The following is a 13,494-nucleotide window of genomic DNA, read 5'->3' as shown; positions in this document are numbered from 1 at the left end:
CGAGGCAATCATGCAGATGCGGCGCTGGTGGGCCGGCATGCCTCCTGCATTGAATCCCCACGCGCCACCCTCTCCAGCGACCGTTACCCACTCAACTTCGCCGCCTTGTCAAACGCCCCTGGCAGAACAAGAGGCTCTTTGACTCTCACCACCACCGACACCAAGCCTGGATGGAGATCGCACGTTGATTCCTCATGCCTCGTCAAAGGTCTCGAGCAGACGCTCGTACGCCAGCTTCGGCCGCAGGGCCGCGTCCCACGGCAGGGAATCGGCCGTGCGCGGAGGATAGATCCTGGTGTCGGCGGTGGAACCGTACCGGTCGGTGAATCCCCATGTGGAGAACGATGTGCAGTTCGGCTCCTCCAGGCAGACCCGCAGCTTGCCCGCCATCTCATCAGCCTGGGTCTGCCGCCCGTCCTCCTCGTCCTCATCTATGGGGACGTCCATCTCCGACACCCGCGCCTGAACCCCGAGCTCCGCCAGATCCCGCACATGGCTGCGGAAGGTCTCCGGGTCGATGCGGTCGCCGGGTGCGTACTCATGGTTCTGGAACCCCACGCCGTCGATCGGTACGCCGCGTTCCTTGAGCCGCTTGACCAGATCGTAAAGGGCGTCCCACCGCTCGCCTTCCTCCTCGACCCCGTACTCGTTGAGGAACAGCCGTGCCTTCGGATCGGCCCGGTGGGCGGCCCTGAACGCCTCGTCGATGTACTCCTCGCCCATGGCCTCGAACCACGGGCTCTGCTCGGAGCGCAGACCGAGATCCCCGTTGGTGTAGCTCTTCTCGTCGTCGGACATGGGCTCGTTGACCACATCCCATTCCGCGACTTTTCCCTTGAAGTGCCCGGCGACCATGGCGATGTGCCGGAGCATGGTCCGGCGCACCTCCTCGGGGTCGTCGTTCTCCCGCATCCAGTTGGGCAGAGCCTCGTGCCAGACGAGGGTGTGCGCGTGCACCTTCATGTCGTTCGCGCGGGCGAAGCGTACGAGTAGGTCCGCGTCGCGGAAGTCGTAGACGCCCCGGCGTGGGTGGAGGAACTGTGGCTTGAACGCGTTCTCCGGAGTGAGCACGGAGAACTGGCTCCCCGCGAGCGCCCGGTAGCGTGAGTCGGTGAGCAGCGGGTTCTCGGCCAGGGCGGCGCCGACGTCGAACGGCCGCCCCACGTCTGCGGCCCGCGCACGCAGCGAGTCCTCGGACTGCTCCTGACGCAGCCGCGGTGCCTTGATCACGCGGAGCGAGTCACCGCTCTCCGCCCGCGCGATCAGCTGCGTCAGACGCCAACCCTCGCGGCGCTCGTCTTCGCCCGCGTCCGCCTCCAGACCGAACCAGACAGTGCCCTCGGCGAACACCCCCGGGTCCTGCACGGTTCCCAGCCGCCGCCCGTCGGCTTTCACGCGGAAGGTGTCACCGATGCTCGACACGGCGAGCGTCACCGTGCCGGAGCAGCCGCAGTCGAAATCCTTGGTGGTGGCCGGCTCATCGCCTTCGCCGTCCCATATCTGTACCTTCACTCGACCGTCGGCGGTCACGCCGACGCGGAGTGAGGGCCGCTCCTGCCGCCACTCGTCGTAGATGACCGGTACCCGTCCGTACAGCCGCAGCCATGAGTCGCCGTCATCGTCACCCACACCGGACATGCGCGCGGTGACGGTGAAGTCGCCACCGGACCTGAGGTGCGGGCCGGCCAGGTTCAGCGGGGGGTTGGGCTGCCCGCCGGAGGAGTCCTGCTCCACGATGTGCCGATCCAACGCGCTGACCCGCAGGATGCCGTTCCGCGCGGTGGTGCCCGGCATCTGCGTCCAGTCGTGGTTCCGCAGCAGGTCTTCGTCGTTTCCGCCGCCCGCGCCTTCGCCCTGCCCCGTACACCCGGCCGCCACCGCCATGACGAGCACCACGGCGGTCAGTCGCTGCCACGTCCCCCCACCAAGGACCACGGTCCCTCCCACTTTCTCGTTCGAGACGAGATCAACGTCTCGAAGCCGGCCCACAGTTCATCACGCATGAGGTACGGCGGCCTTGTGGGGCGCAAGTCGAGGGGCTCCGGTGCCGTACGGCACCGGAGCCCCTGGTTCTACAACACCATCTGCCGGCCTATGTCAGCGCCGGCCTTCTGTTTCCGCACGGTCGCCGGGGGGACGTGGGCGAGTGCGGGGATCGCTGATGCTTAACCGTGTGACCACCTTCCGTTCCGGGGCCTGCGGTACCCGGGATGACTACGCGCTCACCCGGGCGATCCTGATGGTGTCGACCTCCTTCGTGCTTGTCCTGCTCGATCGACCTGCATGTTCGGTTCCTGCGTACGACTGGCGGCTCCTGTGAGCCGCCAGGCCCGGCAGCCAGCGACAGGACCCCGGCTTTCTCCGGCCCTGTCACTCCGCTGCCGTGCCTTGGCACTGCGGGTACTGCACAGACGGCAGTTCGTCTCTGCCGCCTCAACGACCTCTTGGCTACGAGGAAGACATTAGCCTCAGGCGAAGCCGAATGTCTACTCCCGCCACGACAGATTTCCTGTGACATGCGAAAGCGGACTCCTGAGGCGTCCGAGTCCGGAAAAGCTGCCGGCTGTCCCTCTCGCGGGCGCGGCCCCGGGACTCGGCGGAGTGATCCTCGAAGCGCCCGGCTCCGTGACGTGTCCGACACCACCGCGGCGGGCAGCGGCGCCCGGTGGCGCGCCGGCTCGTGGCGCGGTGGGATCAATCATGTGCGAGGCGGCGGACCGGGGGCAGAGGAACCCGAGGAAGCCAGACAGTCGGCAGCCGGTGAAGGGATGAACATCGTGTCACGACCGAGGATCTTGGTAGTGGGAGCGGGCTTCGCGGGAGTGGAGTGCGTCCGGCGGCTGGAACGCAAGCTCACACCGAACGAGGCGGAACTCGCGCTGGTGACACCGTTCTCCTACCAGCTGTATCTGCCACTGCTGCCGCAGGTCGCCTCCGGCGTGCTGACCCCCCAGTCGGTCGCGGTGTCGCTGCGCCGGAGCCGCAAGTACCGCACGCGCGTCATCCCCGGCGGGGCCATCGGCGTGGACCTGAAGGCCAAGGTGTGCGTCGTCCGCAAGATCTCGGGCGAGATCGTCAACGAGCGGTACGACCACATCGTGCTGGCACCGGGCAGCATCACCCGCACCTTCGACATCCCGGGCCTCACCGAGCATGCCCGGGGGATGAAGACGCTCGCCGAGGCCGTGTACATCCGTGACCACGTCATCTCGCAGCTCGACATCGCCGACGCCAGCGAGGACGAGGCGGAGCGGGCGGCGCGGCTGCAGTTCGTGGTGGTCGGCGGGGGCTACGCCGGCACGGAGACCGCCGCGTGCCTGCAGCGCCTGACGCACAACGCCGTCAAGCGCTACCCGAGGCTGGACCCGAAGCTGATCAAGTGGCACCTGATCGACATCGCCCCGAAGCTCATGCCCGAGCTGGGCGACAAGCTGGGGCGCAGCGCCCTGCACATCCTCCGCAAGCGGGGCATCGACGTCTCCCTGGGGGTGTCCATCGCGAAGGCCGGCCCCGACGAGGTCACCTTCACCGACGGCCGGGTGATCCCCACGCACACCCTGATCTGGACCGCGGGTGTCGCGGCGAGCCCGCTGATCGCCACCCTGGGGGCCGAGACGGTCAAGGGCCGGCTGGCGGTCACCTCGGAAATGTGCCTGCCCGGGCACGACGGCGTCTTCGCGCTCGGTGACTCCGCCGCCGTGCCGGACGAGGCCAAGGACACCGCGGGCGCCATCTGCCCGCCGACCGCGCAGCACGCGCTGCGGCAGGGCAGGCACGTCGCCGACAACGTCATCGCGTCGCTGCGTGGGCAGCGGATGACGCCGTACGTGCACAAGGACCTGGGGCTCGTCGTCGACCTCGGCGGCATGGACGCCGTGTCCAAGCCGCTCGGTGTCGAGCTGCGCGGACTGCCCGCCCTGATCGCCGCCCGCGGCTACCACTGGTCGGCGCTGCGCACCAACGTGGCGAAGGTCAGGGTGGCGACGAACTGGGCGCTGAACTCGGTGGCGGGCGACGACTTCGTCCGTACGGGGTTCCTGACCCGTACGCCGGCGACCCTGCGGGACTTCGAGTACACGAACGCCTATCTGACGCCCGAGCAGCTCCGGGAACGCGTCGGGGGCCAGTGACGGGCGGGGCACTTCCCGCCGCTGGGAAGTGCCCTCTCCCGGGGGGCGCGCTGTTCGACACGGGTGGCCACAGGGTGCGCGGCCGGCGGGTGTACGACGACCCGGCCGTCACCCGAACCGGTCAGGATCGGAGCAGCGCACGTCGGCCGGGCGCGAAGTCGCGGGGCGGCGGACCGTTCACCGACCCGGACGGATTCGGGTGGGAGACTGCGCAGGCCGCGTCGACGGTCCGACATACGGTGCCGGCCCTGCCTCACCCCGGGAAGCGTCCCGTGTGGCGCAACTGCCAGCGTCTTTCCGCGTAGGCCAGGTCGTCGCGCCACAGGCGGCCCGCGGCGGCGCGCATCAGCGGGCGGAGCAGGGGCGCCGCGCCGCGGGCGACGGCGAAGCCGCGGCGGTCCGACGCGGCCACGACGGCTTCGGTCACCGCGGTGCGCGGGCGGCCGAGTGCGTCCGGGGCCAGCGGGGTCGCGTGCGTCTCGACCACCGAGCCCTGTCCCTCCCCGTCGGTGATGTGCATGACCACCGTGCGGGGTTCCGGTGCCGTGAACACCGCCCGTACCGGCACGACGAGCCGGCCGGCGAGCTTGAAGGAGACGTCCACGGCGAACCCGTCGGCACGGTCGCCGTCGCCGTCGCCGGACCCGGGGTCGGCGGGGCCGCGGACGACGGTCAGGTCCACGAAGGAGTACGGGTGGAACCAGGCCCCGTGCCATGGGTCGAGGCGGTTGGCCACCACGTCCTCCGGCTCGCACCCGCCGACCGCGCCGTACACGGCCTCCAGCGCACCCGACAGCGGCGGTCGCACCGGTACCACCGGTGCGGGCAGCGGCTCCTCCTTGCCGACGCCGTCGAGGCGCACCCACACCAGCACCCCGTCGTCGTGCGCGGGCAGGGGCTCCCAGCCGGCCGCGGGACCGCCGTCCAGGGCGAGGCCGTGCCAGTGGCAGACGAGAGTGCCGCAGCGGACGGGGCTGCGGGCGAGCGGTGCGCCCAGGTGCGGGCACACTCCCGGCCCGGCCACGAGCCGCCCGCCCGCGTCCCGCCATACGACGACCTCCTGCCCGGCGACGGAGCGGGCCAGCGGGCGGGTCGGAGCGAGGTCCCGGGTGGCGCCGACGACGTACCAGTTGCCCGACGGGCGGGCGAGGGCCCGCTTCAGGGCGTCGGCGATGACGCCCGGCCGCGCCTCGCGCCAGGTGGGCCGCTGCTTCTCCCAGGCGACGGGACGGCGGCGCAGCCGCAGCGGCAGCCGGCGCGGGGCGGCTCGGCGGGGGCTGTTCACGCCGCCTCCTTGCGCCGGGAGGGCCACGCGCGGCCTTCGCGGGCGGCGGGGCGGACGGACCCCGGTGCCGTGCGGTCCGCGCCGCGGGCTCTGGTCCGCGCGCCCACCACGCGCACCAGACCGTCCAGCGCGACCGCGGTCCGCCGGCGCCTGGGCACCACCGCGCGGCGGTGCAGCACGGCGTACCCCTCGTCGGCGACGGTGTCGAGAATGGCTCCGTAGAGGACGAACGCGGTGCGGATGCAGGGCCGTGACACCGGGTCGAGCATGGCCAGGCCGGGGGCGGCCGCGCGGTAGACACCGCGGGTCAGGTCCTCGGCGGCGCGCAGGGCGGCCGTGATCCGGGGGTCGCGGCGGCCCGTGTCCCGGCTCCAGCGCAGCAGGTCCCGGTCGACGCCGTGGGCGCCCAGCAGGTCCGCGGGCAGGTACACGCGCCCCCGGTCGAGGTCCTCCCCCACGTCGCGGAGGAAGTTGGTGAGCTGGAAGGCCACGCCGAGCGCCGCCGCGTGCGGGGCGGCCTCCTCGCGCGGTGCCACCGTGCCGAGCACCGGCAGCATCTGGAGCCCGATGACGGCGGCCGAACCGTGCATGTAGCCGTACAGGTCCGCGTAGGTCGCGTAGTCCGTGACGTGCAGGTCGCTGCGCATCGAGGCCATGAAGTCGGTGAAGTGGCGGTGGTCGATGCGGTAGCGGGCGGCGGTGTCGGCGAGGGCCGCGACCACCGGCTCGTCCACCGGGCCGTCCCGGCGCAGGCCGCGGCTCAGGCGGGTCTCCAGCCGGGCGAGCGCCGCGGTGCGGTCGTGGACGGTGCGGCGCTCGTCCAGGGCGTCGACGATGTCGTCGGCCCAGCGGGCGAATCCGTACAGCGCGTGCACGGCCGGCCGCCGCGCCACGGGCAGGAGCCGGGTGGCGAGGAAGTAGGTCCGTCCGTGCCGCGCGTTGAGCGTGCGGCAGTTGGCGTAGGCGGCGCGCAGGTCCGGTTCGTGGATGCCGGCGGCATCGAGTTCGCGGTCGGTCATGGGCGGACGCCTTCGACGGTCGTACGGCGGACGGGTGGGCGGGGGCCCCGGCGGGCGCGGGGGCCCGTGATGCGGGCCGCGGCGAGCTTGCCGGAGATGAGGACGGTCGGTACGCCGACGCCCGGGGTGGTCCCGCAGCCCGCGAGCACCGCGTTCTCGGTGCCGGCGACGAGGTTCCGCGGGCGGAAGGGGCCGGTCTGCGCGAACGTGTGCGCCGCCGAGAAGGGCGTACCGGCGGCGTGCCCCTGGCCGTGCCAGTCGGCCGGGGTGACCAGGCACTGCTCCTCGATCGACGCGGCGATCCCGGTGAGTCCGCGGTGCTCCAGCACGTCCAGGAGGCTGTCGCGGTAGCGGGGCGCGAGGTCGCCCCAGGCGGCGACGCCGGGTCCGATGTCGGTGTTGGGGCAGGGCGCCAGGATGTAGTGCAGGTGGCGGCCCTCGGGGGCGAGTGACGGATCGGTGGCGGTGGGACGGGTGATCAGCAGGGACGGGTCGGTCATCAGACTTCCGGTCCTGGTCAGTTCGTCGAACGTGCCCTTCCAGGCCCGGCCGAAGGACAGTGTGTGGTGCCCGAGGCCCGGCCAGGTCCGGTCGGTGCCCGCGTGCAGGACGACGGCGGAGGGCGCGTGCCGCAGGCGCAGCGGCCGGCGGGGGTGGCGGCCCAGCAGGCCGTAGGTGACGGGCAGGTCGGGGGTGAGCACGACGGCGTCGCACGGGATGCGGCCCCGGGAGGTGAGGACCGCGGTGACACGCGCGCCGGAGCGTTCGAGGGCCGTCACGTCGTGCTCGTAGCGCAGTTCGGCACCCGCGTCCGCGGCGGCGTCGGCCATGGCCTGCGGCAGGGCGTGCATGCCGCCGCGCGGGAAGTACACCCCGGCGACGGTGTCCATGTACGCGATGACGGCGTACGCGGCGAGGGCCCGCTCCGGGGGCACTCCGGCGTACAGGGCCTGGAAGGAGAAGACGCGGCGCAGGCGTTCGTCGCCGAGGAAGTGTCCGATACGGGCGTCCAGTCTGCCGAACCCGCCGAGTGCGGCGAGTCGGCCGAGGTCCGGTGTGAGCAGCTGCAGCGGCGAGTCGAAGTTCGCGTCGATGAAGCGGCGCAGCTGCACGGCGTAGAGCCGCTCCAGCCAGTGGCGCAGCCGTCGGTAGCCGGCGGCCTCGCCGGCCCCGGCGAAGCGTTCGATCTCGGCCTCCATGGCGTCCGCCCCGGTGTGGACGTCGAGTTCGCAGCCGTCGGCGAAGCGCGCCCGGTAGGCGGGGTGGAGGGGGATCAGGTCGACCCGGTCGCGGAGGCTGTCGCCGACGGCGGCGAACGCCTCGTCGGCGATGTCCGGCATGGTGAGCACGGTGGGGCCGGTGTCCATCCGGTACCCGGCGCGGTCGATGCGGCCGGCCCGTCCGCCCGGCAGGGTGCCGCGCTCGACGACGGTCACCCGGCGGCCCGCTCCCAGCAGGTGGAGTGCCGCCGAAAGCCCGGCCAGGCCCGCGCCGACCACCACCACGTGGTCGGTGCGGCCGGGGATCGTCCTCGTCATCGTGTTCCTCCCGCGGCTCCGGCGCCGGTGAGACATGCGGTCGGGTCCTGCTCGGCGGTGCCCTGCGGTTCCGCCGCCGGGTCCGGGGCCGGTGTCACCCCGGCCGCCGCGCACAGGAGGGCATGCAGGCGGGCCCTGGCAAAGGGCAGGAGCGTGGCCGTGGCGAGGTGCTGGGCGCTGCGGGCCGCGAGCCGCTCGATCCTCCGCTCGACGGCGGTCCGCGCGCCGGTGGCCTCCAGGACGTGCCGCACCTCGGCGAGTTGGGCCGGGGTCAGGTCACCGGCGCCGACGCACCGGTCGAGAACCTCGATGCCCGCCGTGTCCCGGGTCTGGGCGGCGCGCGCCCGCGCCACCGCGACCAGATAGGTGCGCTTGCCCTCGCGGATGTCGTCGCCGGACGGCTTGCCCGTGCCGCGCGGGTCGCCGAACACGCCCAGCAGGTCGTCCCGGAGCTGGAAGGCGACTCCGGCGCAGCGCCCCGCAGCGCACAGGGCGTCGGTCGTGCCGGGGTCCGCTCCGGCCAGCGCGGCGCCCAGAGCCAGTGGCCGCTCCACCGAGTAGCGGGCGCTCTTGAGGCAGGCGGCGCGGATGGCCCGCGCCGGAGAGCCGGAGACGCTCGCCTGGTCGAGCACGTCCAGGTACTGGCCCGCCACCATCTCGGTACGCATGGCCCGCCAGATGTGCTGGACGGCGGGCGGCGTCCCCGGGTCGGCGCCCAGGTCCGCGACGACGTCGTCCGCCCAGGCGAGGGCCAGGTCGCCGGCGAGGATCGCCCCGGCCTCGCCCAGCGACCGGGCCCGCCGGCCGCCCAGCCGGGCGTACTGCGCGCGGAGGTCGACGTGCAGGGCCGGCCCGCCCCGGCGCAGTACGGACGCGTCCATGACGTCGTCGTGGACGAGCGCACAGGTCTGGATGAGTTCGAGCGCCGCGCCGATCCGCAGAGCGTGTTCGCCCCGGACGGCATTCCGTCCGCCGCCGCAGCCGCGCAGCGCCCACCACAGGAACTGCGGACGCATCCGCTTGCCGCCCTGGCGGGTGAACCGGGCGACCCGCTCGGCCACGTCGGCTCCGAAGTCGGCGTCCAGCGCGGACGCCTGGGTGACGCGTTCGCGCAGGACCGTGTCCAGCACGCGTCCGACGGCGGCGGGCACGTCCGCGTCCACCGCCTCCGGGTGCGGGTGTGAGCCGCCGTGCGGGCCCGAAGAGGCGCTCGCCTCCAGGGTGTTGTGCGGGGTCAGGGGTGCCGGGCCGATCGCGGGGTGCTCCCCGGCCCTCGTACGACGCATCCCGGTTCCTCTCGTCGTTGCGGACGCGGGTTTGCCGGAGCTGATTCGGCCGGGGCGGGGGTGGCGGATGCGAAGGCGTCCTTTTTTCCCGTCCGCCGGGGTGGTTGGGGGGTGCCGAAGCCGATCCGGACGGTGCGGCCGCGAGCGGTGAAGCTACTGCGGGCTCCGACAGGGAGCGCGGCGACACACGAGCAGCACCCGAATCGGACGCTGTTCGGGTGAGCGGCCAGGCCCACCTGGCGGTGCGTGGTACGCCGCCGGCGCGGCGGGGTCACGACGCCCGGCCGACGGTACGTCGTGACCCACCAGGGCGGCGGGGCGCGGCGCCCAACCGGGTGAACGGTCGGCACTCGGCCGACAGGACGTCACCACGCCCGGCCCGGAGGGTGTCACAGCGCCCGCCCGACGGTACGTCGTACCCCGTCGGGACGGGGCAGGGTCACGACGCCCGGCCGACGCGACGTCACCACGCCCGGCCGGGACGGTCACGGCAGTCGCCGTACCTGTGCCGGCGCGCTCCGGTGCGCTCACCCTCGCGGGGCGGCGCTGCGCCGACCGGCCTACCCCGCCCGCGGGTTCGGTGCGGCGCGCATCCGCGGGAGGGGTGCACGCGGAATGCTTCGTCGGGCGCATCTCCGTGCCCGCCGTCTTCCCGCCGTACCCGAGGAGTGGAACCCTGTGCTCGACGCGGACGTCGCCATCATCGGCGCGGGAGCCGCGGGCCTGTCCCTGGCGCACCGGCTCTCGTCCGGTGCCGCGGGCCGCCGCACCCCCTCCGTCGTCCTGCTCACGGCGCCGCCCGGGCCGCTGCGCCCGCCCCGCCGGACCTGGTGCTTCTGGGAGGCGGGGCCCGGTGTCTACGACCGCGCGCTGACGGCTTCCTGGCAGCGCCTCAGGGTCCGGGGCAAGGAGGGCTCCTCGACCGAGAGCCGCATCGCTCCCCTGCGCTACAAGATGCTGTGCTCGGACGACTTCGAGGAACTCGTCCACCACGACCTCGCCGGCCGGGCCTCGGTCCGCGTGACCGAAGCCGTCGTCGACAGTGTCGAGGGCCTGTCCGGCGGAGGTGCTCAGGTCCGCGGGTCCACCGCGGCGGGCGCGTCGGTGGACGTGCGTGCGCGCTGGGTGTTCGACTCGCGCCCGCTGGAGGCGCTTCCCGCGGCCCGCACCACCCTGCTGCAGCACTTCCACGGCTGGTTCGTGCGCACCGACCGCCCCGCCTTCGACCGGGACGTCGTGGACCTGATGGACTTCCGGACCCCGCAGCCCGCCCGGGGTCTCTCGTTCGGCTACGTGCTGCCCACGGGGCGCCGCACCGCGCTGGTCGAGTACACCGAGTTCTCGGCCGCGCCGCTGACCGCGCACCAGTACGACGCCGCCCTGCGCCACTACACGGGCGACGTCCTCGGTCTGGGCGCGTTCGAGGTCACCGCTCGGGAGACGGGCGCGATTCCCATGACGGACGCCGTGTTCGCCCGGCAGACCGGTGAGGCGATCTTCAGGATCGGCACGGCCGGTGGGGCCACCCGGCCGTCGACCGGATACACCTTCGCGGCGGTGCAGCGTCAGACGCGCGCCGTCGCGGCGGCGTTCCGGGCCGGGCGCCGCCCGGCGCCTCCGCCGGCGCATTCGGTCCGCTCCCGTGCCATGGACGCCGTGCTGCTGCGCGCGCTGGCCACCGGACGGATCGACGGCGCGGACTTCTTCTCCGATTTGTTCGAACGCGTCCCCGCGGAGCGTCTGCTGCGCTTCCTCGACGGACGCACGCGGCTGCGCGAGGACCTCTCCGTCGGCCTGCACACCCCCGTCCTGCCGATGCTGCGTACGGCGGCCGAACTGCCCTGGCTGCCCCGGCGTCCGTCAGCGGAGATCTGACGCCGCCGAAGCGCCCGCCCCCTTCCGGAAAACGGCAAAACGAGGAGACTGCATGCCCCTGCTGTGCGACGCGGAGCTGGCCACGGCGTTCGACCGCGCCTCCCGCACCTACGACCGCCTGGTCGCCTTCAACCCCGGGTACCACGCCCATCTGCGGCGCTCCGTGCGCCGCCTGGCCCTGCCGGACGGCGGGGCCGGGCGGCGCGTGCTGGACCTCGGCTGCGGTACGGGGGCGTCCACCGCGGCGCTCGCCGCCGTGCTGCCCGAGGCGGACATCGTCGCGGTGGACGCGTCGGCGGGCATGCTGGAGCGGGCTGCGGCCAAGAGCTGGCCGGCGCGGGTGACGTTCCGGCACTCCTCGGCGGAGCGCCTGGCCGTGGAAGGGGTCGAGGGACCGTTCGACGCGGTCCTGGCGGCGTACCTGTTCCGCAACGTCGCCGATCCCGACCGGATCCTCGCGGCCGTGCGCGACCTGCTCGTCCCGGGCGGCAGACTCGCCGTGCACGAGTACACGCTCAGCGGTCTGCCCGCCCACCGCGCGGTGTGGAACGCGGTGTGCCGGGGCATCGTCCTGCCGGCCGGCACGGCCGCCGGGGACGGTCGCCTCTACCGCCATCTGTGGCGCAGTGTCGTCGAGTTCGACACGGCGCCTGCCTTCGGCGAGCGGGTGCGGCGCGCGGGCTTCGGGCAGGTGCGGGTGCTGCCGGTCCCGGGCTGGCAGACCGGCATCGTGCACACGGTGCTCGGCAGGCGCGAGGACGGCCCGCACGGCGGTGCCGCGTGAACCGGCGTACGGGCGGCGCGCCGCGGCGGGGCCGGGACCGGCGCGCCCGGGTGCTCCTCCCGCGTCCTGGCCGTCCGCGGGTGACGGGGGAAGCGCCCTCCACTGCCGTGGTCGGCGGCGGTGTCGCGGGGCTCGCCGCCGCGACCGCTCTCGCCGAGCGGGGGGTGCGGGTGACGCTCTACGAACGGGACCGGGTGCTCGGCGGCCGGGTCTCCGGCCGGCCCGTCACGCTCGCCGACGGGAGCCCGGCGACGATGAGCCGGGGCTTCCACGCGTTCTTCCGCCAGTACTACAACCTGCGGGGCCTGCTGCGCCGGGCCGATCCGGACCTCGGCATGCTCACCGCCCTGCCCGACTATCCGCTGCGGCACAGCAGCGGCCTGCACGACAGTTTCCGCCACGTGCCGCGCACGCCGCCCTGGAGCGCCCTGGGCTTCGCCGCCCTCAGTCCCACGTTCGGAGCGCGCGATCTGCTGCGGATGAACCCGTCGGCAGCCCTTCCGCTGCTGGACGTGCGTGTCCCGGACGTCTACGACCGGTTGGACGGCACCAGCGCCCACGACTTCCTCGCCTCGATCCGCTTTCCCGCGGCGGCCCACCATCTGGCCTTCGAGGTGTTCTCCCGCAGCTTCTTCGCCGATCCGCGGACGCTGTCCGCCGCGGAGATGGTGCTGATGTTCCACATCTACTTCCTGGGCTCCTCCGAGGGCCTGCTGTTCGACGTCCCCGGCGAACCCTTCCCGGCCGCGCTGTGGGAACCCCTGGCCCGCCGTCTCGACGCCCTCGGCGCACAGGTGCGCACCGCCACCCCCGTCGAACGCGTGGAGCCCGTTTCCCGGGGCGGCTACCGCGTCGTGCACTCCGGGGGTGAGCGGCACCACGACACGGTCGTACTCGCCCTGGACACGGAAGGGCTGCGTACGGTCGTGGGCCGTTCCCCGGAGCTGGGGGACGCCGGCTGGCGCGCCCGGGTCGCGGGTCTGCGCACCGCTCCCCCGTTCCTCGTGTCGCGGCTGTGGCTGGACCGCCCGGTCGCCCCGCGCCGCCCCGGCTTCCTGGGGACGAGTGGATTCGGCTCCCTGGACAACGTCAGCGTGCTCTCCGGCTGGGAGGGCGAGGCCGCCCGCTGGGCCGCCCGCACCGGCGGCTCCGTGGTCGAACTGCACGCCTACGCGCTGCCCGAGGACTGCGTACGGGACGTGGAGGAGAAGCGGCTCGTCGACCAGCTGCACCGGGTGTATCCGGAGACGCGGGCGGCCGGCGTCGTCGACGTGCGGCACGAGTGGCGCGCGGACTGCCCGCTCTTCCCGGTGGGCGGGTACGCCGACCGGCCCACCGTACGGACGCCGGACCCGGGTCTGACGGTGGCGGGCGACCTGGTCCGTACGGACCTGCCCGTGGCGCTCATGGAGCGCGCGGCGACCTCCGGGTTCCTCGCCGCGAACGCCCTGCTGGAAGGCTGGGGCGTACGCGGCCAGACCCTGTGGACCGTGCCCGACCGCGGACGCTCCGCCGTGCTGCGGGCACTGGCCGGCCTGGGGCGCGGCTGAGACGGCCGGTCGGCGGGCGCGTGGCCC

9 protein-coding genes are annotated in these 13,494 nt (G+C 73.5%); 4 read left to right on the top strand and 5 right to left on the bottom strand.

Annotation, left to right across the window (positions count from 1 at the left end; translation table 11 throughout):
- Positions 1 to 192 precede the first annotated feature (192 nt).
- Positions 193 to 1,935: an endo-1,4-beta-xylanase gene (locus ACFYP4_RS20845; protein WP_358855916.1), complete on the bottom strand. Its 1,743-nt coding sequence runs from the start codon at positions 1,933 to 1,935 to the stop codon at positions 193 to 195.
- 833 nt (positions 1,936 to 2,768) lie between these two features.
- On the opposite strand from ACFYP4_RS20845, the gene ACFYP4_RS20840 reads away from it, so the two are divergent.
- Positions 2,769 to 4,130, top strand: coding sequence for an NAD(P)/FAD-dependent oxidoreductase (locus tag ACFYP4_RS20840; protein ID WP_388786951.1), 1,362 nt, complete (start codon positions 2,769 to 2,771; stop codon positions 4,128 to 4,130).
- Between the two features lie 253 nt (positions 4,131 to 4,383).
- Here ACFYP4_RS20840 and ACFYP4_RS20835 read toward each other — a convergent pair whose 3' ends face one another.
- The 4 genes from ACFYP4_RS20835 to ACFYP4_RS20820 are packed head-to-tail and all read right to left on the bottom strand — an operon-like array spanning position 4,384 to position 9,258.
- A complete protein-coding gene (locus tag ACFYP4_RS20835; RefSeq protein ID WP_358855058.1) occupies positions 4,384 to 5,415 on the bottom strand; it encodes a DUF5914 domain-containing protein in 1,032 nt (343 codons plus the stop codon).
- The gene (locus tag ACFYP4_RS20830; protein WP_358855057.1) at positions 5,412 to 6,434 is read right to left on the bottom strand and encodes a phytoene/squalene synthase family protein; all 1,023 of its coding nucleotides are present in this window, start codon (positions 6,432 to 6,434) and stop codon (positions 5,412 to 5,414) included. The genes ACFYP4_RS20835 and ACFYP4_RS20830 overlap by 4 nt, the downstream gene beginning before the upstream one ends.
- Positions 6,431 to 7,972, bottom strand: a complete 1,542-nt coding sequence (gene crtI, locus ACFYP4_RS20825; protein WP_358855056.1) for a phytoene desaturase family protein — start codon at positions 7,970 to 7,972, stop codon at positions 6,431 to 6,433. The genes ACFYP4_RS20830 and crtI overlap by 4 nt, the downstream gene beginning before the upstream one ends.
- On the bottom strand, positions 7,969 to 9,258 hold the full coding sequence (locus ACFYP4_RS20820; RefSeq protein ID WP_388786946.1) for a polyprenyl synthetase family protein: 1,290 nt from the start codon (positions 9,256 to 9,258) through the stop codon (positions 7,969 to 7,971). Before ACFYP4_RS20820 ends, crtI begins: the two co-directional genes overlap by 4 nt.
- Positions 9,259 to 9,936: 678 nt before the next feature.
- Here ACFYP4_RS20820 and ACFYP4_RS20815 point away from each other — a divergent pair.
- Genes ACFYP4_RS20815 through ACFYP4_RS20805 form a run of 3 tightly spaced genes read left to right on the top strand, consistent with a single transcriptional unit; the run spans position 9,937 to position 13,467 of the window.
- Positions 9,937 to 11,133, top strand: coding sequence for a lycopene cyclase family protein (locus tag ACFYP4_RS20815; RefSeq protein ID WP_388786943.1), 1,197 nt, complete (start codon positions 9,937 to 9,939; stop codon positions 11,131 to 11,133).
- 52 nt (positions 11,134 to 11,185) lie between these two features.
- Positions 11,186 to 11,917, top strand: a complete 732-nt coding sequence (locus ACFYP4_RS20810; RefSeq protein WP_358855053.1) for a methyltransferase domain-containing protein — start codon at positions 11,186 to 11,188, stop codon at positions 11,915 to 11,917.
- A complete protein-coding gene (locus tag ACFYP4_RS20805; protein ID WP_358855052.1) occupies positions 11,914 to 13,467 on the top strand; it encodes an FAD-dependent oxidoreductase in 1,554 nt (517 codons plus the stop codon). The genes ACFYP4_RS20810 and ACFYP4_RS20805 overlap by 4 nt, the downstream gene beginning before the upstream one ends.
- Positions 13,468 to 13,494: the final 27 nt, after the last annotated feature.

Source organism: Streptomyces sp. NPDC005551 (genome assembly GCF_042871785.1).
Classification (GTDB): Bacteria; Actinomycetota; Actinomycetes; order Streptomycetales; family Streptomycetaceae; genus Streptomyces.
Note: the sequence above shows the minus strand (reverse complement) of the source record. Positions and strands in the feature narration are given on the sequence as shown.